The organism is Chitinophaga cymbidii (genome assembly GCF_007992715.1).
GTDB lineage: Bacteria > Bacteroidota > Bacteroidia > Chitinophagales > Chitinophagaceae > Chitinophaga > Chitinophaga cymbidii.
Genome location: NZ_BKAU01000001.1, coordinates 1,984,277 through 2,009,605, shown reverse-complemented (window position 1 = coordinate 2,009,605; position 25,329 = coordinate 1,984,277). Strand labels below are relative to the sequence as shown.

Sequence of the window (25,329 nt, the reverse complement as noted above, 5' to 3'; positions counted from 1 at the left end):
ATTATAAATTATGAATAATCAAAATAATTTATGCAAAGCCGTTATTTTTGAAGCATGTTCCGTTTCCTGTTTTTGCTTTGCCTGCTGGCCGCTGCTTCCGGCGCCCGGTCGCAGCCCGTTCCCATCGGGCAGTGGCGCGAGCATTTTCCTTACCGGCAGGCGGTTGCCCTGGCGGCGGGCAGCGGACATGTATACTGCGCAACGCCTTACAGTCTTTTTTCCGTTTCGGTGGATGATCATGCATTGACACGTTACAGCAAAGTGAACGGGCTGCACGACGCGGGGATCGCGGCCATCGGGTTTCATGAAAGCACGCAGTCGCTCGTGATCGCGTATGACAACAGCAACCTGGATATCCTGCGGCAGGAGAACATCATCAATATACCGGATATCCTGCAGCAGCCGGTGCCGGGCGACAAACGCATCCGCCACATCGCTTTCCACGGCTTCCACGCCTACCTGTCCACCGGCATCGGCATCATTGCCGTTGATCTTGAAAAACAGGAGATAACGGATACGTATACACTGGGCAGCGTTTACGCGGCGACGGCGTACGATGGCTATTTATATGCGGCCACTTCCACCGGCGTATGGCGCGGGCCTTTGCAGGGAAGTAACCTGGCGGACCCCGCGAACTGGGAACCTGTACCGCAGGGATTGAGCGCGGGCGCGGTAACCGGACTCGCGCTGGCTGGCACGCAGCTGGCCTGCCTGCAGCGGGATACCGTGTACACCTGGCAGAACGATCACTGGCAACGCTTGTATGAAAACGGGCAACCGGTAAAACGCATCACCGCTTCCGGCGGCGTGCTGTTCGCCGTGCAGGCGGACCGGGTGATGGAGCTGCTTCCGGAAACCAATACTTTTCTCAACAACGCCATTCCCGCTCCTTCGGATGTATTGATGACTGGCATCAACTGCTGGTTCGCGGACGGGCAGAACGGGCTGGTGGAATATGACGGCAGCTACCGCAATTTCACGCCCAATGCGCCGCGGGGGATCGTCACCGGCGAGATGGCCGTTATCGATGGATCGTTGTGGGCGGCGGCGGGCAGCGTAACGGACAACTGGCAGGGCACCGGCAATACAAACGGCTTGTACCGGTTTGCGCAGGAGGAATGGGAGGACCATATTTTCCCGGATTCACTGCCGGATATTATCACCGTGGCGGGCGTGGAGGGAACGGTGTATGCCGGGTCTTTCGGCGGCGGGCTGGTGGCGGTGGACGGCCAAAGTACAGTGTACAAACCCTCTCCGCCCAACCTCATCAGCGGGCTGGCGGCGGACAAGGCCGGCAATCTATGGGTCAGCGCATTCGGCTCCGCGGATAACCTGCTCGTTAAAAAGAAAGACGACAGCTGGCAATCTTTTCATATTCCCATCTTTCATTTATCCAATGCCGTTAGCCAGATACTGGTGGATGACGCGGACCAGAAATGGATCGTGTCCCCACGCAACAACGGCGTTTTTGTTTTCAACCACGGCGGCAGCCTGGAGCAGACGGCGGACGACAAATGGAAACTATACGAAACCGGCGCGGGGCGCGGCAACCTGCCGAGCGCGGACGTGCGCTGCGTGGCGAAGGACAAAAGAGGATGGATATGGATCGGCACAGCGCGCGGCGTGGCCGTGGTGCAATGCCCGCGGGAGCAATGCGATGCCTATCTCCCGGTGGTGCGGCAGGACAACTTCGCGGGTTACCTCTTCCAGAACGAGCAGGTGAACACCATTGCGGTGGACGGCGCGGATCAGAAGTGGGTGGGCACGCAGAACGGCGCATGGCTGGTGAGCGCGGACGGCGAAAAGATCATCCGTCATTTTAATACCGGCAACAGCCCCCTTTCCAGCAACATTGTGCACCGCATTATCGTACATCCGGTTTCCGGCGAAGTGTTCTTTGCCACGGCGGCGGGGTTGCTTTCCTGGCGGGGCACCGCCACGGAGGGAACAAACAAGCAGGGCAGTGATGCGCTGGTGTTCCCGAACCCGGTGCCGCACGGATATGAAGGCACCATCGCCATCCGCGGCCTGGTGCAAAACGCATACGTGAAGATCACAGACGTAACGGGCAAACTCGTCTTTCAAACCCGTGCCCAGGGCGGGCAAGCGGTGTGGAGTGGCAAAGACTACACCGGCCACCGCCCGCAGAGCGGCGTATACCTTGTTTTTGCTTCGGATGAAACGGGCAGGGAAAAATTAGTCACAAAGCTGGTATTTATCCATTGATATCCGATTTTTGCAAACATGCTCCACAAGACACCCGGAATAGTTCTGCGCAGCGTTAAATACGGCGATACCAGTGTGATCCTGAGCATCTTCACGGAACTGTTCGGCATACAGTCATACATCGTTAACGGCGTACGTTCTTCCAAACCCAAAGCGGCGAAGGGCAACCTGCTGCAGCCGGGCAACATCCTGGAACTGGTGGTATATCATCATGAGCAGAAGAACCTGCAGCGCATTTCAGAATTCAAGCTCGGGCATGTGTATACGTCGATGCATGTGAGTATTGTGAAGAACACCGTGGCGTTGTATCTCATCGAGCTGTTACAAAAATGTCTGAAGCAGCCGGAGCATACCCCGGAGCTGTATCATTTTGCGGAAAGCGTGTTCCGCGCGCTGGACACGGAATCGAACACGGTTGCGGCTAACCTCCCTCTGTATTTCACGCTGAAGCTGGCGGCCCACCTGGGTTTCCATTTCGCGGGACATTACTCGGCCTACACGCCTTACCTCGATCTGCAGGAAGGCATGTTCACCGATCTTCCCCCACATCATACGCAATACCTGGATGAAACTTCCAGCGAGATCACCGATCGTTTGCAACGCATCACGCATCCTGCCGACCTGGAAAAAGTTGCCTTGAATAAAGAAAGGAGAAGGAATATGCTGTACGCTTATCTTGAGTTTTACAAGCTGCACCTGCCTGATTTCACGGAGCTGCATTCTCCGCCGATACTGCATGAAATATTGGGCTAACGCCCGTAGTATTTCAGCTCCGCTGTTTTCCCGTCAAATACCGCATAGGAATTATAATTCAGCCAGTCGCCAAGATTGATGTAGCGGCTGTTCTCCCCTACTTTCAGGTCCAGCGGCAGATGCCGGTGGCCGAAAATGAAATAGTCGAAATGCTCCTGCTGCAAGATCTCCTTGCTGTAGATCGCGAGCCATTCATCGTCTTCCCCGAGGAACTGTTCCAGCTGGGAACCGGTGGCGGCGCGGCTTTTGCGGCTCCAGTAGTTCGCCATGGAAATGCCCCAGCCGGGATGGATGCACGAGAACAGCCAGCGGCAGACGGGATTGCGGAATACTTTTTTGAGGAATTTATAACCATGATCGCCGGGCCCGAGGCCGTCCCCATGCCCGATATAGAATTTCTTTCCGGCGATGGTGTATTGCTGCGGTTCGTAGTACACGGGAATGTCCAGCTCATCTTCAAAATAGCCGTTCATCCACATATCATGATTACCGATAAAAACGGAAATGCCGATGCCTTTGTCCCGCAGCTCGGAGAGTTTGCCGAGCAGGCGCACGTAGCCTTTGGGGATCACATGTTTGTATTCGAACCAGAAATCAAAGAGGTCGCCTACCAGGAAAATGTGCGCCGCATCTTTCGCAGCTTCATCCAGCCATTGTACCACCAGCCGCTCACGCTCACGGCTCTTCTGCATATCGGGCGCGCCGAGATGGAAGTCCGAAGCGAAGTAAATGCGTTTATCCGGTGGTAATAAAATCTCCATGGTATTGCTATAAATGTAAAATGCAAAAGTGATGATTTCCTTTTGCATTTTACGAATGATATATCAGGTAAATTTTTACGCTTCGTCCAGCAGAAATACATACACTTCTTTCGGGCCGTGCACGCCTACCACCAGTGTTTTCTCGATGTCCGCCGTGCGGCTCGGGCCGGTGGCGAAGGAGATCATGGAAGGCAGCTGGCCGGGATACTTTTCTTTCATCCTGGCGATGCCGTCTTTCAGGTCGAATACGAGCTGATGCGTGTGCGCGATCACGATATGTACCGGCGTATATACCGGGAGCGCCCTGCCGGAAGGCTGTGCCGCGCTCATGATGATGGTGCCGGTGCGGGCTACCAGGTATTCGCAGTCCGTGATGGCGGCATCGAGCGTGCGTTCATCTCCTACGTTCAGGTACGCCGGCTTGTAGGGCTCGAGTACTTTCTGCAGGGAAGGCGTTTTGCAATGCACATGCGTCCATTCCTTGTTCTCTACGAGCGCCTGCAGGTTTTCGGCCAGCTCATCGTAAGAGGAGCAGAAGATGAACTTGCCCTGCAGTTTGGTGAACTCTTCGGCGAACTTGATCTCAAGTCCTTCGTGCGCCGTTTCGAACACGGAGTTGTTGCCTTCCGCGTTGGGAAAAGGCATCTGCACCGGTTGGCTGAGCGCGTTCCTGACTCTTTTCAGGATATTTTCCTTGGCAGGAGATACTTTCATAAATCCTTATTCTGAAATAGCGTTGGCGGGTGAAGGATTGATGATATCGGAAGGATGCACGCCATCGGTGGTCATGCCTTCCTTGGCTACCAGGTGTTCCTTGTGCGTATCGTAAGGGCGTTTGCCGATCAGTCTTTCCAGGTCGTCTTTATACAGCACTTCCTTTTTCAGCAGTTCCTGCGCCAGCAGCTTCACGTTTTCCATTCTCTCGGACAGCAGCGCTTTGGTGCGGGCGTACGCCTTTTCTATCAGCAGGCGCACTTCCTCGTCAATCATCTTGGCCGTTTCCTCGGAATAAGGCTTGGTAAAAGCCTGATCGCTGTTCGGATCATAGAAGGATACATTCCCTACCTTTTCGTTCATACCGTATACGGTCACCATAGCGTAGGCCATGCGGGTGATCACCTGCAGGTCGTTTTGCGCGCCGGTGGACACTTTGCCAAACACGAGGTCCTCCACGGCACGGCCGCCAAGGGTCATGCACATATCGTCCAGCAGCTGTTCGGTGTTATAGAGGTACTGTTCTTTGGGCAGGTATTGCGCGTAACCGAGGGCAGCAACGCCGCGCGGTACGATGGTCACTTTCACCAGGGGGTTGGCGTGCTCCAGGTACCAGCCGCAGATGGCGTGGCCGGCTTCGTGATAGGCGATCACTTCTTTCTCTTCGGGAGAAATGATCTTGTTCTTCTTTTCGAGGCCGCCGATCACACGGTCGATCGCATCGTTGAAGTCTTCCATTTCCACTTCGTTCTTGCCTTTGCGCGCCGCGATGAGGGCGGCTTCGTTGCAGACGTTCGCAATGTCCGCTCCGGCAAAACCGGGGGTCATGGAGGCCAGCTTCAGGATGTCAAGATTGGGCGAAGTTTTGATGGGTTTGAGATGCACTTTGAAGATGTGCTCACGGCCGCCGAGGTCCGGTTTGTCGATCGATATCTGGCGGTCGAAACGGCCGGGGCGCAACAGGGCGCTGTCCAGCACATCGGGACGGTTGGTCGCCGCCAGGATGATGATGCCGCTGTCCGTTCCGAAACCATCCATTTCCACCAGCAGCTGGTTGAGGGTGTTTTCGCGTTCGTCGTTGCTCATCATCACGTTCTTGCCACGGGCGCGGCCGATGGCGTCTATTTCATCGATGAAGATGATACAGGGCGCTTTTTCACGGGCCTGCTTGAACAGGTCGCGCACACGGCTGGCGCCTACGCCCACGAACAGTTCCACGAAGTCGGAACCGCTCATGGAGAAGAAGGGCACCTGCGCCTCTCCGGCCATGGCTTTTGCCAGCAGGGTCTTACCGGTACCCGGAGGACCTACGAGCAATGCGCCTTTGGGTATTTTACCACCAAGTGCGGTGTATTTTTTCGGGTTTTTGAGGAAGTCCACGATCTCCATTACTTCCACTTTGGCTTCGTCCAGACCGGCCACATCGTTAAATGTGATGGTCACGCGGGTGCCTTTGTCGAATAACGTAGCCTTGGATTTTCCGATGTTGAAGATGCCGCCGGGCCCGCCGCTTCCCCCGGAAGGGCCGCCCATTTTGCGCATCAGCAGTATCCACATGCCTATCAGCAGCAGGATGGGGAGTAATATCTGCATGAGCGGGTCAAACCAGTTCTGGCGGTCCGCGTAGGACACGTTCATCTGGTCTGCCAGTGGCATGTCTGTCTGTGCTTTATCCAGCTCTTTCTGGAAACTTTCCACGCTGCCGATGGTGAACTGGTAGTGCGGGCCGGGGTTCTGTGCTCCGAAACGGCTTTTGGATACTTCTTCGTAGCGGGGATCGGTCAGGCGGTCTTTTTTGATATAGACTTCCACGACCTTTTTATTCACCACTACCAGCTTTTCCACGTCCCCGGTATGCAGGAGCCGTTGCTGGAATTCCTTGAAGCCGCTGAGTTCCTTTGTGTGATTTTTGAAATCAAACAGGTTCATTGCCAGGAGCGCTATGCCGATGAAGGCATAGACCCAGTATATATTGAACTTCGGGCCTTTTTTGGGAGATTTTTCGGACCCCTTGTTATAGTTGTTGCCTCCTTTTTCCATGATTCGTTCGCTCCTTTACGAGTGAGAGTTGTCTTTGTTATACAAATAATTAATACAAAACCGGTGGTTTTGTTCAGTTTTCAAGGTGTTCCATCCGTTCAGCATCGCTCCACATCTCCTCGAGCTTGTAAAATTTCCGGGTCTCGGGGATGAAGATGTGTACTACAATGTTCACATAATCAACCAATATCCACTGCTGGGCGGTGAACCCTTCGTGTTTATAGGGCGTCTCATCCGTAAACTTTTTCACCTCTTCTTCCACAAAGTCTGCAATTGCCTTAACTTGAGTATTGGAATTGGCCTCACATAAGATAAAGAAGTCAGCTACAGCTTCAGGGATCTTGCGAAGATCAAGGGAAACAATATTTTCTCCCTTTTTTTCCTGGATGGCCTTTATGATGGTAGTAAATATTTTGCTGTTCCTGTTAATGCGTGTTACCGCCTTTTTCCTGGAATTTAGAATGGTTAAGGGTGCCAATAAAATGCTGTTTTCGTTAAAAATAAACTTTAATCTCCAAAATTACTAAACCAGCGCCAAAATATCACTGACGCTTCATCTATGGATGACGAATGAAGCGGTAAAAAATTGTTAAAATCCATTACTTTGTCTGCAATTTCTAAAAAACGCTTCGTGATAGGTAACCCATTTCAGGTGCTGGCTTCGGTAGATAGCACCAATAACTATGCCATGGCGCAGGTAAATGCCGGGCCTGTGGCAGACGGCAGCACGTGGTTTGCGATGGAGCAAACTGCGGGAAAAGGGCAGCGCGGCAAGCAATGGCATTCCGCCCCCGGTGAGAATATCATGCTCACCACCGTACTGCAACCGGCTTTAACCCTCCAGCAGCAGTTCATGCTCAGCATGGCCGTGGCTCTCGGCGCGTACGACTTCTTCTCCCGCTATGCCGGCGACGAAACCCGCATCAAATGGAGCAATGATATTTACTGGCGTGACAGAAAGGCAGGGGGCATCCTCATTGAGAACGTTTTACGCGGAAGCGTCTGGCAATATGCCATTACCGGGATCGGCATTAACATTAACACTTCGAAGTTCCCGGAGGGCCTCGTGAATCCTGTTTCCCTGCTGCAGATCACCGGCCGCACCTGGAACAGCGTGGAGTTGGCGCGGGCGCTTTGCCATTGCCTTGAGGAACGGTACAGCCGTTTGCATCCGGCCGTTTTCGATGAATGGCTCGAGGAATATAAATCATGCCTTTACCGGTTCAACGAGCCGGGGCTGTATAAGAAGGACGGCGAGATCTTCCAGGGGGTGATCCGGGATGTGCTGCCCGATGGACGGCTGTGCCTGGAAAAAGGACGGGAGGTGCTGGAACTGGGGTTCGGGGAGGTGGAATTTGTGATTGCAAAATGATGCAGGATTAACGTTATGGCGTGGAGCAACCTCAACCCAAGGAGAGCCCAAGGAGAACACAAGGTAAACGTTTAGCAAAAAGCGGTAAAATAGCATGCAACCGGCCGGTGGCGTCCATCGCGGTAACAAAGCAAAAAAGCCAGTCGGATAAACTGGCTTCTGGAGAAGTGGAAATTGTAAAGACAAACGTTCAGCTTCTCCAAAAACGCCAGCATGGGGGAATACCCCGTATCTTGGTCAATAAATGGAGGGTTACAAGATGTACATTCTTTTGAAATTGACCAAAAAATAAATTGCAACAGTTGTTGCAATTTCATCCCTCCCGCCTTGAATTTTGCAACTAATTGTTTGATAAGTGCAATAACCCGCGCTCCTGCTTCGGTACCTTTGTATCACAAAATCCTATTATAATGCAATACAGAACTCTTGGCAAATCAGGTGAAAAAGTATCCGCGATCGGGCTGGGATGCATGGGAATGGCCTTTGCATACGGACAAAGAGATGACGCGGAATCGCAGGCTACGCTGGAACTTTCGCTGGACCTCGGCATCAACTTCTGGGACACGGCGGACATGTACGGCAAAGGGCTGAACGAAGAACAGCTCTCCAAAGTGCTGGCCTCCCGCAGGAAAGACGTTTTCCTCGCCACCAAATTCGGTTTCCGCTACCGCGATGATAACAGCACTTATTTCGACGGATCGCCCGCTTACCTGAAAAAAGCCTGCGAAGCCAGCCTGAAAAGACTGGGCGTTGACACCATCGACCTTTACTACGCGCACCGCGTGGACGCTTCCGTTCCCATCGAAGAAACAGTAGGCGCGATGGCCGAACTGGTGAAAGAAGGAAAAGTGCGCTACCTCGGTCTTTCCGAAGCATCCGCCGCATCCATCCGTAAAGCGGACGCCGTGCACCCGATCGCCGCGCTGCAAAGCGAGTACTCCCTCTGGGTGCGCGACATCGAAAAGGAAATCGCGCCCGTATGCCGCGAGCTGAACATCGCCATCATCCCTTACAGCCCGCTCGGCCGCGGAGCACTGACCGGCGCCCTGAAAGACATCAGCAACCTAGACGCATCCGACTTCCGCCGCGGCCTTCCCCGCTTCCAGGAAGAAGCCTTCGCGAACAATGTGAAGATCATTGAAGCGCTGGAAAAAGTGGCCGCCGGCAAACAATGCACGCTGGCGCAGCTTTCGCTTGCATGGCTGCTGGCGAAAGGAGATGATATCATTCCCATCCCCGGCACCAAGCGCCGGAAATACCTGCGGGAAAACGCCGCGGCAGTGGACGTGCAGCTGTCTGCTACCGATGTGCAGGAGATCGAAGGGCTGATGGCGGGGTATAGTGTGAGTGGGGAGCGGTATTCCGAAGGGGGGATGAAGTTGGTGAACAGGTAAGTTGTTTTCTTAGCAAATTCACAACAGACAAAGTACATCCGAAGTATTGAAATGCTCCGGATGTACTTTTTTATTTTCCGATCTTATATAACCGTATATTTGTTTCCAGCATCAATAAGCCCCAAATCTATTCTCTCCTGTTACAATCTACAATGAGCCATCATTCATTAACCCGGGAATGCAAAAGCCGGAAATTGTTGAAAAAATATTAACCTATAAGTTAATTTCATGGAACTTGTTCGTATATTTGTGGCAGAAGATTCGGAGAATGGCCTTTGGTCAATTTTTAAAGACGCAGCCTTACAAAATGAATTTGAAAGATTCTTTGAGCGGATGAATGATATCGTGTGGCTGCATGGTTTTTTTTCTCTCCATCATGATGATCTGAACAGTGGTTTTTTTGGAAAGATGACAGTTGACGATGCGGTTGTAAAAACCATGAGTGAAGCGGAAGAAATGGAAAATGCGCTGTATGATTTCACACAGCAGGGGTTCAGTGGTCACGGCGCCAGGTTACAGTCTATTTTCAAACCATTGAACAATCACGAGTACGTCATTTCGCTCTATCAGAAAAGTAAAGCACGACTTAGAAATGGATGGTTAAGGTTATATGCGATCCGCCTTGACTGGAACTGTTTTATAGTAACAGGTGGAGCAATCAAACTAACGCCCGATATGCAAAGAGATCACTTGCAGCATGAGTTAAAAAAGCTGGGGCAAACAAAAGCATTCCTCCGGCAGCGGGAAATACATTATCCAGAAGATTTAAATACTTATTACGATGACCAGCATTAATAAGAAACTTGAGAAAATTGCTTCCGGCAAGCCTTCCAACTGGATGGAGCAAGCCCGGTTCCGTCGCGAAAACAAGGCCTGGCTGAAAAAATCCGCCATCATTGCCCTGAGAGTATTGAAAGCGCTGAAGGCGCAGGGTTTAACACAAAAGGATCTTGCTGAAAAGATGAGTGTTTCTCCTCAACAGATCAATAAGATTGTAAAAGGCCATGAGAACCTGACGCTCGAAACCATAACCAATCTTGAAAAAGCACTTGGCATTCTTATCATCAAAGAGGAGCAGGACGATGCCGCGGCATGAGATAAAGCAAATCTACTTCACCCGATACCCCCAATCCCCCAACCACTTCACCACCTTCTCCCTATAATCCCCCTGAATGAGGATCAACCCATCCTTCACGCTTCCGCCCGTTCCACATTTCGTCTTCAATTCCTTGCCGAGTTTTTCAAGGTCTTCGTCTTTGCCGATAAACCCATCTACCACGGTCACCGTTTTGCCGGCGCGCTGCTTCGTGTCCAGCTTCACTTTCAGCTGCTGTTGCGCGGGAGGAAGTGTGTCCTGGTCCTGACGCTCTTCTTCGGGATACGAAAAGTTCGGGTCAGTAGAATATACGATGCCATTGGAGGAGGAGTGCTTTTTCTTGCTCATAACACAGTTTTTTATGGTTCCGGTACGATCACCTGTAATGCGCCGGGCGCAATGCGAAAATACACCGTTTTGCCATTGTTGAGCGGCACAGCGTCGCCGTCTACCTGCAGGCAGGACAGCTCATCGCTGCTGACTTCAATTTCCCGGCCGGTAAAATGTTCCATATAACGGCTTTCGTCGATGTTGCCGCGCAGCGAGCGGAGGCTCAGCGGCAGCAGGTCCCAGAAGCGCACGGGAGGCACGAGGCAAACGTCCAGCAAACCGTCGTGCACACTGGCTTTCGGAGCCAGCTTGAATTCGTAGCCGAACTGGTTGCCGTTGGCGACCGTCATCAGAAATGCTTTTTGTTCGCGCTGCGCGCCGTCTACATTAATGCGGTATTTCGATGGTCGGTAAGCGGAGAATCCGCCGATCACCAGCCGCGCATAATTCAGCAGGCCGCGCTTCTTGCTGTGCTGAAAGCGGTCGGCTATCAGTGCATCGAAGCCTACGCCGGCATTGCTCAGGAAAAGATGTTCGTTCGCAAAGCCTGCATCCATCGGCCGCTTATGTCCCGCCGCAACGATCTGCAACGCAACGGCGGCATCCAGCGGGATCTTCAATGCGCGCGCCAGGCCGTTGCCGCTGCCGAGCGGCACAATGGCCAGTGCGGTGCGGGCGCCCAGCAGTCCCTGCGCGATCTCGTTGATGGAGCCGTCACCGCCCACGGCCACTACCGTGTCCACCCCGCGCTGCACGGCCTCCCGCGCGAGGTCTGTACCATGCCCGAGATATTGCAGGTAGGTAGTTTCCACCGAGAACTGCGGTGAGGGAAGGTGCTCACGGACCGCCGCGCCCAATCGCTTTTCCCGGTCTGTTCCGGCCTTGCGGTTGATGATGATCAGTATTTTTCTCACGATATTATGTGTGGGGATGGATAACGGCTTTCAGGCTCAGGTCAAGGCTTACCGCATGATGAATAATGGCGCCGACGGACACGAAGTCAACGCCCGTTTTGGCGTAAGCGTCCACGTTTTCCAGCGTAATGCCGCCGGAGGCTTCCGTTTCATAACGGCCTTTGATGAGTTCCAGCGCGGCGGGTATCTGTTCAGGGGAGAAATTATCCAGCATGATGCGGTGCACCTTTCCTGTTTCCAGTATCTGCTTCACGTCTTCCATGTTCCGCGCTTCCACTTCGATCTGCAGGTCCAGCCCGGTGCGTTCCAGGTAAGCTACCACATTGTTGATGGCGGGCGCAATGCCGCCGCAGAAATCGATATGGTTGTCTTTCAGCATCACCATGTCATACAACCCCATGCGGTGGTTCACGCCGCCGCCGATGCGCACGGCTTCTTTTTCGAGCATGCGGAAATTCGGCGTGGTCTTCCGGGTGTCCAGCACTTTGGTGTGGTAGCCGGCCAGCTTGTTGGTGTATTGCCGGGTGAGCGTGGCGATGCCGCTCATGCGCTGCATGCAGTTCAGCACCAGCCGTTCCGCCATCAGCAGGGTATGCACCGCCGCTTCTACTTCAAAGGCCAGCTCGCCCGCGGTCATTACATCACCGTCTTTTTTGAAGGGCGAAAATACGGTGAACATGTCCAGGTACCGGAAAACAGCTTCCGCCACTTCCATGCCGGCCAGCACGCCGTCCTCCTTTATCTTCAGTCTTGCCGTGCCTCTTGCGGTGGGCGGTATGGAGGCAAGGGTGCTATGGTCTCCGCTGCCGATGTCTTCGGCCAGCGCGCTGCTGATAAAGTTCGTCAATGCTTCTTTTTGTAACATGTCAACTGCTGGTTTGTAATAAAGCGGCAAGTTACTTAAAAAAGGGCCGCCCTTCGCAGAGCAGCCCTTCAGTTCTATCTTCCTAAGCTAATTTCCGTTATTTACTTTCAAATCGTAATTCATTCAATACGAGCACATCACCTTTCTTTTGCAGGAAAAACGACAATCTGAATTCCCCGCCGGAGGTCACCAGCTTGCCAACGCCAAAGCGGGAGCCGCCGCCTGCTTCACCCTGATGTATCAACTCGAAGGATTTTACCTGGTTTTTCTCAAAAAAGTCCTTCAGGATGATATCCGCCTGCGCCTTGCTGTAGGAATTGGACCGGCCTCCTATGTTGATCTCCACCGTTTTATCAAGCTGTTTGCTCAACGCGGTTACATCGCCCTTTTTCAGGGCGGCGACCACATCTTCAAAAGGTCCGGCCATCAAGGTAAAGGCCGTGAACATACCACAAGCTAGCAGAACCCCCAAGCCAAAGATTAACTTTTTCATTATCCGTTATTTAAGTCGAATTATACTTTTATCAACTGCATGAATGGCTAAAACTATGCCAAACTGTTGATGGTCAAGCTAAATCACATTATTGTGCTATCAAGGCGGAGCCAATTTATAATAAATGTTTGACATGTGAAATTAAACTAAAGTGTTATGCATAACAGATTTGTTGTTTAATTTCACCGTTCGATTCTAAATCACAATAGTTTTAACGGACAAGTATGGAAAACAAAAGAGCGATCCTGATCATCATGGATGGGTGGGGACAGGGACAGGTCCCTGCCGCAGACGCTATCGCACACGCGAATACTCCCTTTGTAGACAGCTTATACAAACAATATCCGCATGCTACCCTCATCACCTGCGGCGAGGACGTAGGGCTGCCGGAGGGGCAGATGGGCAACTCCGAAGTAGGCCACCTGAACATCGGCGCGGGCCGCATCGTATACCAGGAGCTGCAGCGCATCAACGTTGCGATCCGCACCGGCGAACTGGCCGCCAATCCTGCTTTGCAGGCTTCCATGGATTACGCGCAGCAGAATGATAAAGCCCTGCACCTGATCGGCCTCGTGAGCGACGGTGGTGTGCACTCCCATATCAATCACCTGAAAGCCCTTCTCAGCATAGCCCACCAGCGCGGCCTGCAGAAGGTATTTGTACATGCTTTTACAGATGGGCGCGATACGGACCCGAAAGGCGGCCTGGCGTACATCGAAGAACTGGAACAGCACATGCGGGAGACCACGGGCAGAATTGCTTCGCTGACCGGCCGTTACTACGCGATGGACCGCGACAAGCGCTGGGAGCGGGTGAAGCTGGCGTATGACGCCATGGTGCACGGCACCGGCACACCGACCCAGAACATGCCTATTGCCATCAAAGCTTCTTATGCCGAGGGTATTACGGACGAATTCATCAAACCGATCGTGACCACCAGCGACCTGGGCCTGCCCATCGCCACCATACAGGAAGGAGATGCCGTGCTGTGCTTCAACTTCCGCACAGACCGCTGCCGCGAGATCACGGAAGCCCTCACGCAGGAAGCCTTCCCCGAATTCGGCATGCAACCCCTGCACCTGCACTATACGACCATGACGGAATACGACAAGTCTTTCCGCGGCGTACATGTGATCTTCAATAACGATAACCTGGAGATGACCATGGGCGAAGTGCTCGAGAAAAACGGCAAAAAACAGATCCGCATCGCGGAAACCGAGAAATATCCGCACGTATCCTTCTTCTTCTCCGGCGGCCGCGAAACGCCGTTCGAAGGGGAAAAACGCCTGCTGGTGCCTTCTCCCAAAGTGGCCACCTACGATCTCAAACCCGAAATGAGCGCGCCTGAGCTGACCGACCTGATCGTGCCGGAGCTGGAACAGAAAACGGCTGACTTCATTGTGCTGAACTTCGCCAATGCGGACATGGTGGGCCATACCGGCGTCTGGCCGGCCGTTATCAAAGCCGTGGAAACGGTGGACGCCTGCGTAGCCCGGGTAGTGACCGCCGCGCTGCTCAGCAATTATACCGTGTTCCTCACCGCAGACCACGGCAATGCAGACTACATGGTGAATGACGATGGTACGCCGAACACCGCGCACAGCCTGAACCTCGTGCCTTTCTTCATCATCAGCGCGGATTTCAAAGGCGCCGTGAAAAGCGGCAAACTCGGCGACATCGCACCGACCATCCTGCATTTCATGGGCCTGCCCATTCCGAAGGAAATGACCGGGAACGTGCTGGTGTAACCATAGAAAACCGGTACTAACGGCCAGTTACGCCGTATCATATTACTACTCAAACTATTATCAGGCCGTCCACCCCGGACGGCCTTTATTTTTCCCTTCCTGTAACTTTCCCTCCCCCGCCCCCGTTCTACTTCCAAATCCATTGCCCTATGAGAGTTATTTACACTTTTATCCCGGCGGCACTCGCCGTAATGATGGCATTTAGCGGATGTGTGAAAGAAAAGTGCAGCAGAAAATTCAAAACCAAGATTTTTACCCCTGTCTATACTGCTACAGCGGACTACTATGCCTCTGTGAAAGCGGAGGAACCCAGGGCGATCGAACAGGCCGGAAAAATTTATGCAAAAGGCACCCTCCTGTTCGTAAACGAGATTTACAAAGGCATTCACGTGATCGACAACAGCGATCCGAAGGCGCCGGAAGCGGTATCCTTCATCAACGTGCCGGGAAACATTGACATTGCCGCGAAAGGGAATTACCTGTACGCGGACAGCTACAGCGACCTGCTGGTGTTCGACATCAGCGATCCGCGGCAGATAAAACTGGAAAAGCGCGTCGGCTCCGTGCTGAACTTCCCGTACAACGCGGACGGGCTCACGCTGGGCTACCAGATCCCGCAGTCGCCGTTCATGATCACGGGATATACCTCCCGCGACACGGTGTACGACCTGGATTGCACCACGCCGGAAAGGATGATCTTTTTCGACGCAGCCGTAGCCTCCTTCGCATCGAGCCTGAAGAGCAACAACAGCGGAGGCAGCGGGAAAGGCGGCTCCATGGCCCGTTTTACCATCGCGAAAGATTATCTGTATACGGTCAATCATTCGCAGCTGAAGTCGTTCGATCTTGCCAACGCCGCCAGCCCGCTGCATAAAAGCGACCAGCAGGTAGGCGGGAACATTGAAACGATCTTTCCTTACGGGGAATATCTTTTCATCGGCAGCAGGAACGCGATGTACATCTATGATATCATCAACCCGGCATCTCCGGCAAGACGCTCCCAGGTGACGCACTTCAGGGCCTGCGACCCGGTGGTGGTGGAAGGCACCACGGCATATGTGACCCTCCGCACCGGCACTATCTGCGCAGGCAACCTGAACGAGCTGCAGGTGTTCGATGTAAAGGATGTGGACAACCCGGTGAAGCTGGCCACCTACCAGATGAAAGGCCCGTACGGACTGGGCGTAGATAACGGCAAGCTGTTCGTGTGCGAAGGGCCGTTCGGCCTGCGGTTCATGAATGCGCCGGAACCGCTGAAAATAACCACCGCCAAACTGGTGGAAGGACTGGATGCATATGATGTCATCCCCTACTACGACCAGCATCTGCTGGTCAGCGCCAGGGGCGGCATCTACCAGTACGATTATACAAACATCAATAATCCTGTGCTGCTCAGCAAGATCAGCACAGCCGCAAAATAGTTTACTTTTTTAGTGCTCTCGACAGATTTGCTCATGCATCAGATGCGCCGTTTTCACGGCGCATTATTTTTTATAGGCCGATTGTGGATTCGCCATTAAATTTGCTGAAATGAAACACCTGTTCGCCATTCAAATCCAACTGTTTTTATGCAGCCTGCTGACAACCGGCTGCCATATGCTGCCCGAAACACCTGTTCAGCTGCCGGCCGGCACCGGCCACCGTGCGCTCGGCAGCTATCAGTGGGACGAGATCGCGCAGCTGCGGCAACAGCAGTTGCAGGCCCGGAAGATCGTGCGCATCAACGGGCAGGCGGATTCCGTAATGGTGAAAGACAGCACGGGACTGGCGGCACTGTTCCGCCCGCTGATGGACGCGGATATCAGCAACCCTTCGCTGGCGGATGCCTATAAGACGGATACCATCGCCAACCAGTTCAGCAACGATACCACTTTCATCATCCGCTCACTGGGCAAACAAACCTGGCCCTATCAGCTGATACTGGACGTAGACAGCAGCGGCCGCATCAAAACTGCGCAGGTGACCTCGCACACCAGTAACCTGATGTACGACTATAAACAGGATATTTTTTACGAACGACATAAAGCATTGCGGGTAACCACTTTCCAGCAGATCATCTTCCTGAAACCGGAGAACATGGAAGTGGAAACGTACTTCTACCCGTCAACACCGAGGATATGACAGCAGCGGAGTTTCAACAGATATCACATACTTTGCCCGTACAGGCCGGCATCTACAAATACTTCGGCACGGAAGGCGAACTGCTTTACATCGGTAAAGCGAAAAGCCTGCGCAAGCGCATCAGCTCGTATTTTGTAAAGAATCACGACAATTTCAAGACGCGCAAGCTGGTGGAATCTATCCATCATATTGAATTTACGATCGTGGATTCGGAGCAGGACGCATTTCTGCTGGAAAACTCCCTGATCAAACAATTCCAGCCGCGTTTCAACATCAACCTGAAAGATGACAAGTCGTATCCCTTCATCGTCATCAAACACGAACCCTACCCGCGCGTTTTCCTGACCCGCCGCATCATCAAGGACGGTTCCGAATACCTTGGTCCGTTTACCTCCGTAGGCCGCGTGCGCGAAGTGCTGGAAGTGATCCGTTACAACATTCCGCTGCGCACCTGCACGCTGAACCTCAGCGAAGCGAACATCAAAAAAGGCAAATACAAGGTCTGCCTCGAATACCATCTCGGCAACTGCAAAGGCCCCTGCGAGGGGCTGCAAACGGAAGAAGATTACCGCGACGGCCTGCAGCAGGTGAAGGAAATACTGCGCGGCAACCTGTCGCCCGTACTGAATATTTTCCGTTCGCGCATGCAGGAACACGCCGCCAACATGGAGTTCGAGAAAGCGGAGATACAGCGCAAAAAGATCGAAAGCCTGCAGGCGTACAAGGCCCGCTCCACCATCGTCAGCTCAAGGGTGGGCAACCTGGACGTGTTCACGGTGATCAGCGAAGGCAACTTTGCCTATGTGAATTACCTGCGCGTGCTGAACGGCACCATTGCCGATACGAAAACGGTCACGCTGGAAAAAAAGCTGGAAGAATCGGATGAAGAAGTGATGCAGTACGCCATCGCCTATATGCGGGAAGCGTTCAACAGCCTCGCCCGCGAAATAGTGCTGCCTTTTGAGCTGGAATATCCCGAGGAAGGCATTACCATCACCGTTCCCAAAGGCGGCGATAAAAAGAAGCTGCTCGACCTCTCCACGAAAAACGTGAATTACTTCCGCGAAGAACTATACAAGAAAAAGATCCTTCACCTCGAAGGTAAAACCGACGCCGAGCGGAAAAAAGTATTGTACCAGCTGCAGGCAGACCTTGAGCTGCCGGAACTGCCGGTGCATATCGAATGCTTCGATAACTCCAACTTCCAGGGCAGTTTCCCGGTGTCCGCCTGCGTGGTGTTCAAAGACGGCGTGGCGTCCAAAAAGGATTACCGTCATTTTAATATCAAAACGGTAGAAGGCATCAACGATTTCGCATCCATGACGGAAGTGGTTTTCAGACGTTATAACCGGCTGTTGAATGAACAGCAGCCATTACCGCAACTGGTGGTGATAGACGGCGGCAAAGGACAGCTTGGCGCCGCGATGGAAAGCATCCGCAAGCTGGACCTGATCGGCAGCATGACGGTGGTGGGGCTTGCGAAGAACGAAGAGGAAATATTTTTTCCGGGTGATAAGGACAGCATCAAACTACCGTATGACAGCGAAAGCCTGAAGCTGATCCGCCGCATCCGTGACGAAGTGCACCGCTTCGGCATCACCTTCCACCGACAGAAACGCAGCAAGGGCACCTTTAAAAACGAGCTGGAAGAGATCAAAGGCATTGGCGAAAACACGGCCACACAGCTGCTGCAGACCTTCCGCTCCGTGAACAGGATCAAACAACTGCCGATGGAGGAACTGGTGAAGGAAGTAGGGCAGCGCAAGGCGCAATTGATATGGCAGCATTTTCACGGAGAAGACGCATAACAGGATGTTAATTACAACGTTCTATAAAAGAGAGAGCCCGGTTTGACAACCAGGCTCCTTTCCCCAAGTTAACCATTAAAAGACACAGATTTATTTTAAATCCCGGCGCAGCCGGTCATCTTCTTTGTTGTTGCAGTCACAGTTGTTATCCTGTTTCCATCACTAAAATAATATACCAACCGCTTGACAGTTGTTAAGTATTTGTTATCGGTACATAAAAAAAGCTCCCGCCGGAATGAGCGACAGGAGCAGCTTACAGCGGAATGCAGCTATCAACGGACTTCTCCGGAAAGTGACTGCATCGATATCGCAGTGGCGGAACTTCCTGTTACAACAAGTAATGCGCGCAGCGCCTGCAGCATGTGCCGCTGCTCATGCGCGATGAGAAAACGAAGTGTATCACCGGTGGAGAGCCGGATGAATTTCGACAGCGACGTGGGCACTTTCAACCGCGCGATATCTGTTTTTTCCGCGCGGTCCAGCAGTTCCAGCAATTGCTGCTGTTGCTGTACAAACTCCGCGATCACGGCCTGCGCGTCCGCTTCCGGCGCGGGGCGGTAGCCTTTTGGCGCCTGCATGGTGCTGCGCAAAGCGCCGTCTTCCTGCGGCTTCATCAAACTGGTGAAATAGTTGCCGAGCCAGCTGCTGCGGAACACGGGGCGCGCCGCCAGCTGCTTTTGTTCTCCCTTTTGAAGTGCGGCCTGTAACTGCGGAATATAATACCGGCCGTAACCGTTGAGGTGCACCAGGCACTGCACCGCGCTCCATTTGCCGGACGCCGGCTGCTGCAGGTTCACTGCCTCCGGCTGGTCCTTTATACGTGTGTGCGTTACGTTTAGTATGGCGTTAACGTCGCTGCGGAGGTCTTGCAGGAGCGCATGGGTGTTAAATGATGGCATGCCGTTTTATTTGCAAAACTAGGCGATAAGGCTACCTGAAATCTTTGCCTCCGCCAAGATTTTATTACAGGCGGGTGCCGCCGAGCAGCTTGCTGAAAGTAGCCGGATCGATGCCGAGGTAGGAGGCGAGGTATTTGTGGGGGATGAGCTGCAGCACGTGCGGACTGCGGGTGAGCAGGCGGCGGAACTTTTGTTCGGCGCTGAGCGTGAGCGCTTCGATGTGCCGTTCCATCATGCCGGCCATGGCGTGCATGGTAGACAGGTGTATCCATCGCGCGATCAGCGGATAGGCGTCCATCAGCCGCCGGATATCGGTGTAGGAGGCGCGCAGGAAGGAGCTGTGGGTGAGGGTTTCAAAATAATACCGGGAAGGCTGCTGTAAAAAGAAGGAATCGATGATGCCTGCAAACGAGCCGGTATAGGAAAATACGAGGGTGGCGTCTTTCTCCCCCTCGGCAAGACAGAACGCGCGCTGCACGCCTTCCGTCACAAAGTAAGCGTACCGCTCCGTGTCGCCGGCGGCGGTGATCACGGTCTTGCGCTTGTAAGATACCGGGTGCCAGCATGCGGCCATCGCTTCCCATTCTTCTTCCGGGAAAGGCAGCACGGCATTAATGGCGGAGCGGAGCATCTGCATATTGCAAGATAATCATAAAAAAAACTGCCCTCCATACGGAAGGCAGCTTTTGATTATTGTCAACAGGATTTGAACGTTGTTGCAGATCAATACTGCCACAGGTCCTGCTCTTTATTAAAGATCTTGTCCTTGATGGCCTGGCCTTCGAGGAGGCGCATTACACCATCTTTAATATAGTGCTGGATCTCGCGGTTGAAGGCGTTCTTTTCCTTCACTACGAAGCTGGAGAAGAAGCGCATTTCAAACAGGTCTTCCCAGGTCATCGTGGCTGCGTCGTTGTTCTGGTTATACACGTCGTATTTGGCCAGAACGGGGCGCAGGTCAGGATAATACACCCAGAACAGCGGCATGGAGGCGCGTACGGAGCCGTCGTCGTTCAGGCGGGCTACCATGGGCGCGATGCCCAGGATACGCACTTTCAACGCGGAGGCTTCCTTGTCGAACACCCATACTTCCTTGATCTTGTATTGACGGATGGTTTCGGGATTGAACTCGTCCCTTGTTTCCACCAGCTTTTCTTCACCGGTTACGGGGTCTATGCTTCGCACCGTTCTCACTTCGCCGGTCAGCTTCGTCATGATCTCCTGGTAGGACATCGGCGTGCTGAAACGGTCGTCGATCGGGTTGAAGGCTTCTACCTCCTGGTTTTTGATAGTTTCGAGCAGAATATTGATCAGCAGCTGGTTGACGCCATTCTCGTCTTCCACGTTGTACTGGAAGGGAATGTTCATCTTCTCGCGTACATCGATCACCTGCCAGATCTGTTTTTCCCAGAACTTGTCGTCTTCGCGGATGTGGTCATACGTGATGGGCACACGGTCGCGGTTCGGACTTCTCTCGGAAACACCGTCTATACGCAGGGACCTGCGGGGCGTATCCACCGGCGTGCCTACACCGTCCTGACGCAGCGATGGGGCTACGCCGGAGGGGTCTGTGGGCGGGGGTGCGGGAACCTGCACAGGATTGCCGGTAGCCGGATTGGTGACCGGTGCATTCTGTTGCTGTTGCTCCTGCTCCGGTGGATTGTTGGCAGGTGTTGAGCTGCCACGGCGGCGGGATTGCGCATCCGCCGAAGAAATTACCACTGCCGCCAGGAACGCGCTCCAACCAAGTCTTTTTAATATTACTGCTCGCATAAACCCAGTAATTAATGTGTTCGTTAATTGATCTTGAAATTGATGTTCTGCATAGAGCGAACTCTGCCATCCGGGCCTTTCACCTTGATGTTATCGAAGTAAATGTTATCGCCGGGTTTGATGGACTGGATCGCGCCGGTCAGGCTTTTGGGCCAGTATTCGGAGGTGGCGTCACCTTCGATATAATCGCGACCTTTTGGTTCAATACCCATGCGGTAGCCTACTACGGCATATTTCACCCCGTCGAACAGGAAGTCTTCCAGATCGGCGCGGAGGCCGCCCTGTGCTTTAAACTCTGCCGCTTTCATGGAAGGTCCCTTGTTGAAACCTACTTTCATGATCGGGTCAGGAATATTCTTGATACGGAACTCTTTCGAGCCCAGGTTCTTTACTTTTCCATCTACTTCCGCGGAAAGGCTGATGGTGGCCTTGGTGCCGGAGCTTACGGTAGCAATGTACTGGCCTGCGCCGGTTTTTGTGAGCGAACCGGTGCTGATAGATGCCTGGATCTTTTCAGCGGGTACGCCGGCGGCGGAGATCGAGATCGGGTTCTGCAGCGCGATGTAGAGCACATTCATTTTATCCGCAGAAATGGAGGTGGCGGATGCCCCTACATTGTACGTTTCCGTGAATGGCCTGTTGATCACTTCGCCGTTCGGTTTGGTCAACTGCACCGTACCGGAGATGGTATGTTCGCCGAGGGCGCTGCCGATCTCCAGGGAATAGACGCCCTTGCCCGCAGTAGCCTGCACCGGGGAACCGTTCACTACGATCGTGGGGTTTACAGTGCTGCTGTAAGCGCCCATCACCACGGTGGCGGTCAGCGTCTGGCCGGCTGTGAAGTTCTTTGAGTTCAAAGACACAAAGGCGTCCAGCTGGTCGAACACAAAATCATCTTCAGATACTTCTTTCAGCAGCTTGTCGATGATCATGGCTTCAGAGTTCTTGATATCGTTCTGGAACTTGCTCAAAATGGTTACTGCCGCAATGGTAGGTACCATGTTGAAGTGATACGTCGTCCAGTTCTTTTTTACCGATCCTTTCTTATGCGGCGGCTCGTCTACCTGCAAAGGCAGCTGTTTTGCGATCGCGTCCCTGTCTTTCGGGTTTACGAGCGCGAGCATATCGCTTTGCAGCTTTTTCAGCTGCGCCTGCAGGGCCGGGCCCTTTTTCTCGTTCTCCATCACATGGGTGGCGGCATCCAGGTGATCTTTCTTTTTGATCTCACCTTTTTCGTTCAGGCCACCGCTGGCGGCGATGATCTGTCCTTTCAGCGTTTCGATCGAAGCTACCGCGGAGGCAGACAATTTCTTTACCTGGTCGGCTTTGGCTTTGAGGGGGCCTACTTTCGCGGCGTCCGAAGCCATCAGCTTGGTGAATTGATTATATGTAAGGTTGTTTTTGCTATCGATAGATGAATTGGAAGTTTTTATTGAATCGTTTACAATATCAAATGCATTAATAATTTCGGCGGATACGTTCAACGCTAACATAGCTGTCAGCACCAGGTACATGAAGTTGATCATCTTCTGCCTGGGGTCTTTGGGTAATGCCATAGTGAATTACAAGTTTTAAATGAATGTCTCTTGTTTCTGTTACTATTAGCGTTACCTTATCTGCCCTGCATAGCTGTCAGCATGTTACCATAAACGGTGTTCAGGTTGCCAAGGTTGCGTGCCAGCAGTGAAATCTGCTCCTGCGTTTTCTTGGCGTCTTCCACGCTGCCGGACATAGCCTGTGAAGCAGAGAGCAGGTTACTGTAGAAACCGTTCATTGCTTTCAGGTGGTTATTGGTGTCCTGCAGTTCCAGTTCATAGATCGCATTGAGGGAGGCCAGGTTTTTGGTCATGGACTGCACCTGCTGATGGAAGCTACGGGTAGATTCGGATGCGTTATTGAAAGAAGATACCGCTTCGGCGGCACTGTTATAAGCCTGTGTTACGGAGCCGATCGCGGAGGCGGCTTCGCGTGTTTTCTGCGTGTAATCGCCGGTGGCTGCTACCACATCACTGATGTCACGCATTTTATCTACAGTTGTACCGAGTTTAGTGAAATTATCGCTCAGTCGCGCAAGATTTACGGGAGTAATGTCTGCTTCCTGGAGCATTTTGTCCATATTCGCCAGTGCGGGGCTGCCGGCAGCTGCGGGAGGCGCTTCGGGACCGTGGTCTGACGGAACAAATGCATACACGAAGAAGATTGCGGCTTCCACACTGAGACCTGCGATCAGCGCAACGTCTGCGCCGGGCCAGTGCTGGATTTTAAACAAAGCTCCGATGATCACGACGCATGCGCCGATACATACAAAGAAGTTAAGCCATTTCGCTGTTTTAGGATTCATAGCCATAGGTTAAAATTTAAATTTTATAATTGTTTAGATGGTTAAAAGCTCGTTTCAAATTTGCCATGATCTGTGATTTTGCCTGGAGGTTTTTCATCACCAGAGGTTAGCTATTAATACCTATTTTCTTTTGCTGAAATCATTTTTAGACCTGCTCAGGAAAGCGATCGTACAGCGGAAGCCGATGTAGGATTTGGAGCTGTCCTGATACTCGTAGGAACGTGTACCATTCTGCAGGAAGTAGCCGATATCTTTCCAGCTGCCGCCTCTCACTGCCTTGCGTTTCATTCTTGGCGCCGCGTCGTCCGGAATATCCATTTTCAGATAGGGGTTCATATCGGAAGTGAAGGAATAAGCATTCTGATAGAAGATGTCCTGCGTCCATTCCGCTACGTTGCCGGCCATGTTGTACAAGCCGTAATCGTTGGGCCAGTAAGCATCGGCGCGTACGGTATAGAAGCCGCCGTCTTCCGGATAGTTACCGCGGCCGGGTTTGAAGTTCGCGAGCAGACAGCCTTTCTTGTTACGGATGTAGTAACCGCCCCAGGGGTATGGCGCCTGTTCACGTCCGCCGCGGGCTGCGTATTCCCACTGCGCTTCGGAGGGCAGCTGGAATTTGTCTTCCGTGAACTGCTTCTTGGAAGCGCGGTAGTCTTCCCAGAATTTGCTTCGCCATTCGCAGAACGAGTTCGCCTGGTGCCAGGTTACGCCAACTACGGGATAGTCGTCGAACGCCGGATGCCAGAAGTACATGCGCGTCATGGGCTCGTTATATGCATAGGAGAAGTCGCGTATCCAGCACAATGTGTCCGGATAAATGGCTACGTCCTTTTTCTCGATGAAGGTGGAGCGCGGAAGGTCCTTGTTCTCGCGGATCTTTGCTTTCTCCCAGTTAAAGGTTTCCTGGTGATAGAGCAACTTGCGGATGTCTATTTCCTTCCGGCCGTACAGGCGGTCTTCCGCGGAATAGATCATCGCATCTATCTTCTCGTAGGTCGCCTTATCTTTCCAGTCGATCTTCTGCTTCCAGTCGATATAATCCTGTCCGTCATCATTCTTTACATGGCCGAGCAAAATGTGGGCAATCGAATCCCTCACCCAGTTTACGAACTGGCGGTATTCGTTGTTCGTGATCTCGGTAGCGTCCATGTAAAAACCCGAAATGGAGATGGATTTGTTCCGCGCCGTATAAGCGTAGTTCACATCCTCGTCACTCGGGCCCATGTGGAAGGTTCCGGAGGGCACATAGACCATTCCGTAAGGTACGGGGGGGGAGTACTTAGGCCGGGGACTTACACCTATCAACTGTCCTTGAGCATTTTTAGGGGTCTTACCACCACCGCAGCTCGCCAGTATAAGTGGCAGCAATACAACCATCAGCCCACTACAATAATTAAGCTTCATAAGGGTGACTTTCATTAGAATACGATTTTTCTTTAACCTGCCAGATGTATTGGCCCACGCGCAAGATATCATTTTTAGTCACACTTTTCACCTGGTTGTTTATCAGAAAGATAGCAAATGTAATAATTATTTTTAATCCGTAGTTAGTTTTTACACAACTTTTTCATGTCCTCTACGCCGTGCTTCGTAACTAATTTAAACGCGGCTTTTAACATTTTATTATGTAATCCGCAACTGGTTTTGTTATTTAACCACGGCGGGATACCTATTCGGGGAA

General features: G+C 52.7%; 24 protein-coding genes. 10 read left to right on the top strand and 14 right to left on the bottom strand.

Translation table 11 applies throughout. The annotated features are described in order from the left end of the window. Positions 1-54: 54 nt before the first annotated feature. Both porZ and recO read left to right on the top strand, forming a co-directional pair. Positions 55-2,226 (top strand): type IX secretion system anionic LPS delivery protein PorZ, encoded by a 2,172-nt coding sequence (gene porZ, locus CCY01nite_RS08230; protein WP_146859551.1) that lies wholly within the window; start codon positions 55-57, stop codon positions 2,224-2,226. Positions 2,227-2,244: 18 nt separating this feature from the next. Next, entirely contained in the window at positions 2,245-2,979 is a 735-nt protein-coding gene (recO, locus tag CCY01nite_RS08225) for a DNA repair protein RecO (RefSeq protein WP_146859549.1), read from the top strand. Here recO and CCY01nite_RS08220 read toward each other — a convergent pair. The 4 genes from CCY01nite_RS08220 to rsfS all read right to left on the bottom strand — a co-directional run bounded on the left by CCY01nite_RS08220 (position 2,976) and on the right by rsfS (position 6,972). Then, a complete protein-coding gene (locus CCY01nite_RS08220; protein ID WP_246129888.1) occupies positions 2,976-3,788 on the bottom strand; it encodes a UDP-2,3-diacylglucosamine diphosphatase in 813 nt (270 codons plus the stop codon). The genes recO and CCY01nite_RS08220 overlap by 4 nt on opposite strands. 27 nt (positions 3,789-3,815) lie before the next feature. Next, the gene (locus tag CCY01nite_RS08215; RefSeq protein WP_146859547.1) at positions 3,816-4,454 is read right to left on the bottom strand and encodes a LutC/YkgG family protein; all 639 of its coding nucleotides are present in this window, start codon (positions 4,452-4,454) and stop codon (positions 3,816-3,818) included. 6 nt (positions 4,455-4,460) lie between these two features. Then, positions 4,461-6,494 carry an ATP-dependent zinc metalloprotease FtsH gene (gene ftsH / locus CCY01nite_RS08210; RefSeq protein WP_146859545.1) on the bottom strand — a complete coding sequence of 678 codons (2,034 nt, stop codon included), beginning with the start codon at positions 6,492-6,494 and terminating at the stop codon, positions 4,461-4,463. 73 nt (positions 6,495-6,567) lie between these two features. Next, the gene (gene rsfS, locus CCY01nite_RS08205; RefSeq protein ID WP_146859543.1) at positions 6,568-6,972 is read right to left on the bottom strand and encodes a ribosome silencing factor; all 405 of its coding nucleotides are present in this window, start codon (positions 6,970-6,972) and stop codon (positions 6,568-6,570) included. Positions 6,973-7,098: 126 nt separating this feature from the next. Between rsfS and CCY01nite_RS08200 the strand changes: the two genes are divergently transcribed. The 4 genes from CCY01nite_RS08200 (at position 7,099) to CCY01nite_RS08185 (ending at position 10,356) form a co-directional block, all read left to right on the top strand. Continuing rightward, positions 7,099-7,866 carry a biotin--[acetyl-CoA-carboxylase] ligase gene (locus CCY01nite_RS08200; RefSeq protein WP_246129887.1) on the top strand — a complete coding sequence of 256 codons (768 nt, stop codon included), beginning with the start codon at positions 7,099-7,101 and terminating at the stop codon, positions 7,864-7,866. A 410-nt stretch (positions 7,867-8,276) separates the two neighbouring features. Then, on the top strand, positions 8,277-9,260 hold the full coding sequence (locus CCY01nite_RS08195) for an aldo/keto reductase (protein ID WP_146859542.1): 984 nt from the start codon (positions 8,277-8,279) through the stop codon (positions 9,258-9,260). Between the two features lie 228 nt (positions 9,261-9,488). Further along, complete coding sequence (locus tag CCY01nite_RS08190; RefSeq protein WP_146859540.1) at positions 9,489-10,055, top strand: hypothetical protein; 567 nt, start codon at positions 9,489-9,491, stop codon at positions 10,053-10,055. After that, positions 10,042-10,356 carry a helix-turn-helix transcriptional regulator gene (locus tag CCY01nite_RS08185; protein WP_146859538.1) on the top strand — a complete coding sequence of 105 codons (315 nt, stop codon included), beginning with the start codon at positions 10,042-10,044 and terminating at the stop codon, positions 10,354-10,356. The genes CCY01nite_RS08190 and CCY01nite_RS08185 overlap by 14 nt, the downstream gene beginning before the upstream one ends. A 12-nt stretch (positions 10,357-10,368) precedes the next feature. Here CCY01nite_RS08185 and CCY01nite_RS08180 read toward each other — a convergent pair whose 3' ends face one another. The 4 genes from CCY01nite_RS08180 to CCY01nite_RS08165 all read right to left on the bottom strand — a co-directional run bounded on the left by CCY01nite_RS08180 (position 10,369) and on the right by CCY01nite_RS08165 (position 12,958). After that, positions 10,369-10,704 (bottom strand): translation initiation factor, encoded by a 336-nt coding sequence (locus CCY01nite_RS08180; RefSeq protein WP_146859536.1) that lies wholly within the window; start codon positions 10,702-10,704, stop codon positions 10,369-10,371. 11 nt (positions 10,705-10,715) lie between these two features. Further along, the gene (locus CCY01nite_RS08175; protein ID WP_186830964.1) at positions 10,716-11,600 is read right to left on the bottom strand and encodes a diacylglycerol/lipid kinase family protein; all 885 of its coding nucleotides are present in this window, start codon (positions 11,598-11,600) and stop codon (positions 10,716-10,718) included. 4 nt (positions 11,601-11,604) lie between these two features. Beyond that, complete coding sequence (gene nadC / locus CCY01nite_RS08170) at positions 11,605-12,465, bottom strand: carboxylating nicotinate-nucleotide diphosphorylase (protein ID WP_146859532.1); 861 nt, start codon at positions 12,463-12,465, stop codon at positions 11,605-11,607. Between the two features lie 97 nt (positions 12,466-12,562). Further along, positions 12,563-12,958, bottom strand: coding sequence for a DUF4783 domain-containing protein (locus CCY01nite_RS08165; RefSeq protein WP_146859530.1), 396 nt, complete (start codon positions 12,956-12,958; stop codon positions 12,563-12,565). Between the two features lie 224 nt (positions 12,959-13,182). On the opposite strand from CCY01nite_RS08165, the gene gpmI reads away from it, so the two are divergent. From gpmI to uvrC, 4 genes are all read left to right on the top strand, one after another. Beyond that, entirely contained in the window at positions 13,183-14,706 is a 1,524-nt protein-coding gene (gene gpmI, locus CCY01nite_RS08160; RefSeq protein ID WP_146859528.1) for a 2,3-bisphosphoglycerate-independent phosphoglycerate mutase, read from the top strand. Between the two features lie 149 nt (positions 14,707-14,855). Then, positions 14,856-16,127, top strand: coding sequence for an LVIVD repeat-containing protein (locus CCY01nite_RS08155; RefSeq protein ID WP_146859526.1), 1,272 nt, complete (start codon positions 14,856-14,858; stop codon positions 16,125-16,127). Positions 16,128-16,236: 109 nt separating this feature from the next. Then, complete coding sequence (locus CCY01nite_RS08150; protein ID WP_146859524.1) at positions 16,237-16,827, top strand: hypothetical protein; 591 nt, start codon at positions 16,237-16,239, stop codon at positions 16,825-16,827. After that, positions 16,824-18,635 (top strand): excinuclease ABC subunit UvrC, encoded by a 1,812-nt coding sequence (uvrC, locus tag CCY01nite_RS08145; protein ID WP_146859522.1) that lies wholly within the window; start codon positions 16,824-16,826, stop codon positions 18,633-18,635. The genes CCY01nite_RS08150 and uvrC overlap by 4 nt, the downstream gene beginning before the upstream one ends. Positions 18,636-18,907: 272 nt before the next feature. Here uvrC and CCY01nite_RS08140 read toward each other — a convergent pair whose 3' ends face one another. The 6 genes from CCY01nite_RS08140 to porK form a co-directional block, all read right to left on the bottom strand. Next, positions 18,908-19,534: a DinB family protein gene (locus CCY01nite_RS08140; RefSeq protein ID WP_146859520.1), complete on the bottom strand. Its 627-nt coding sequence runs from the start codon at positions 19,532-19,534 to the stop codon at positions 18,908-18,910. 64 nt (positions 19,535-19,598) lie between these two features. Further along, entirely contained in the window at positions 19,599-20,171 is a 573-nt protein-coding gene (locus tag CCY01nite_RS08135) for a Crp/Fnr family transcriptional regulator (protein WP_146859518.1), read from the bottom strand. Positions 20,172-20,257: 86 nt separating this feature from the next. Continuing rightward, positions 20,258-21,307: a type IX secretion system ring subunit PorN/GldN gene (porN, locus tag CCY01nite_RS08130; protein ID WP_146859516.1), complete on the bottom strand. Its 1,050-nt coding sequence runs from the start codon at positions 21,305-21,307 to the stop codon at positions 20,258-20,260. Positions 21,308-21,330: 23 nt separating this feature from the next. Then, on the bottom strand, positions 21,331-22,863 hold the full coding sequence (gene porM / locus CCY01nite_RS08125; RefSeq protein WP_146859514.1) for a type IX secretion system motor protein PorM/GldM: 1,533 nt from the start codon (positions 22,861-22,863) through the stop codon (positions 21,331-21,333). Positions 22,864-22,919: 56 nt separating this feature from the next. Next, positions 22,920-23,648: a type IX secretion system motor protein PorL/GldL gene (gene porL, locus CCY01nite_RS08120; protein WP_246129886.1), complete on the bottom strand. Its 729-nt coding sequence runs from the start codon at positions 23,646-23,648 to the stop codon at positions 22,920-22,922. Between the two features lie 120 nt (positions 23,649-23,768). Continuing rightward, complete coding sequence (gene porK / locus CCY01nite_RS08115) at positions 23,769-25,025, bottom strand: T9SS ring complex lipoprotein PorK/GldK (protein WP_262713319.1); 1,257 nt, start codon at positions 25,023-25,025, stop codon at positions 23,769-23,771. Positions 25,026-25,329: the final 304 nt, after the last annotated feature.

Excerpts from the sequence above, each read along its gene's own strand:
- porN (WP_146859516.1), bottom strand. The coding sequence starts at position 21,307 with ATGCGAGCAGTAATATTAAAAAGACTTGGTTGGAGCGCGTTCCTGGCG.
- porM (WP_146859514.1), bottom strand. The coding sequence starts at position 22,863 with ATGGCATTACCCAAAGACCCCAGGCAGAAGATGATCAACTTCATGTAC.
- CCY01nite_RS08215 (WP_146859547.1), bottom strand. The coding sequence starts at position 4,454 with ATGAAAGTATCTCCTGCCAAGGAAAATATCCTGAAAAGAGTCAGGAAC.
- CCY01nite_RS08185 (WP_146859538.1), top strand. The coding sequence starts at position 10,042 with ATGACCAGCATTAATAAGAAACTTGAGAAAATTGCTTCCGGCAAGCCT.
- porZ (WP_146859551.1), top strand. The coding sequence starts at position 55 with ATGTTCCGTTTCCTGTTTTTGCTTTGCCTGCTGGCCGCTGCTTCCGGC.
- CCY01nite_RS08150 (WP_146859524.1), top strand. The coding sequence starts at position 16,237 with ATGAAACACCTGTTCGCCATTCAAATCCAACTGTTTTTATGCAGCCTG.
- CCY01nite_RS08135 (WP_146859518.1), bottom strand. The coding sequence starts at position 20,171 with ATGCAGATGCTCCGCTCCGCCATTAATGCCGTGCTGCCTTTCCCGGAA.
- CCY01nite_RS08140 (WP_146859520.1), bottom strand. The coding sequence starts at position 19,534 with ATGCCATCATTTAACACCCATGCGCTCCTGCAAGACCTCCGCAGCGAC.
- recO (WP_146859549.1), top strand. The coding sequence starts at position 2,245 with ATGCTCCACAAGACACCCGGAATAGTTCTGCGCAGCGTTAAATACGGC.
- CCY01nite_RS08195 (WP_146859542.1), top strand. The coding sequence starts at position 8,277 with ATGCAATACAGAACTCTTGGCAAATCAGGTGAAAAAGTATCCGCGATC.
- CCY01nite_RS08220 (WP_246129888.1), bottom strand. The coding sequence starts at position 3,788 with ATGCAAAAGGAAATCATCACTTTTGCATTTTACATTTATAGCAATACC.
- CCY01nite_RS08190 (WP_146859540.1), top strand. The coding sequence starts at position 9,489 with ATGGAACTTGTTCGTATATTTGTGGCAGAAGATTCGGAGAATGGCCTT.
- nadC (WP_146859532.1), bottom strand. The coding sequence starts at position 12,465 with ATGTTACAAAAAGAAGCATTGACGAACTTTATCAGCAGCGCGCTGGCC.
- porK (WP_262713319.1), bottom strand. The coding sequence starts at position 25,025 with ATGGTTGTATTGCTGCCACTTATACTGGCGAGCTGCGGTGGTGGTAAG.
- CCY01nite_RS08180 (WP_146859536.1), bottom strand. The coding sequence starts at position 10,704 with ATGAGCAAGAAAAAGCACTCCTCCTCCAATGGCATCGTATATTCTACT.
- gpmI (WP_146859528.1), top strand. The coding sequence starts at position 13,183 with ATGGAAAACAAAAGAGCGATCCTGATCATCATGGATGGGTGGGGACAG.
- ftsH (WP_146859545.1), bottom strand. The coding sequence starts at position 6,494 with ATGGAAAAAGGAGGCAACAACTATAACAAGGGGTCCGAAAAATCTCCC.
- CCY01nite_RS08165 (WP_146859530.1), bottom strand. The coding sequence starts at position 12,958 with ATGAAAAAGTTAATCTTTGGCTTGGGGGTTCTGCTAGCTTGTGGTATG.
- porL (WP_246129886.1), bottom strand. The coding sequence starts at position 23,648 with ATGAATCCTAAAACAGCGAAATGGCTTAACTTCTTTGTATGTATCGGC.
- CCY01nite_RS08155 (WP_146859526.1), top strand. The coding sequence starts at position 14,856 with ATGAGAGTTATTTACACTTTTATCCCGGCGGCACTCGCCGTAATGATG.
- uvrC (WP_146859522.1), top strand. The coding sequence starts at position 16,824 with ATGACAGCAGCGGAGTTTCAACAGATATCACATACTTTGCCCGTACAG.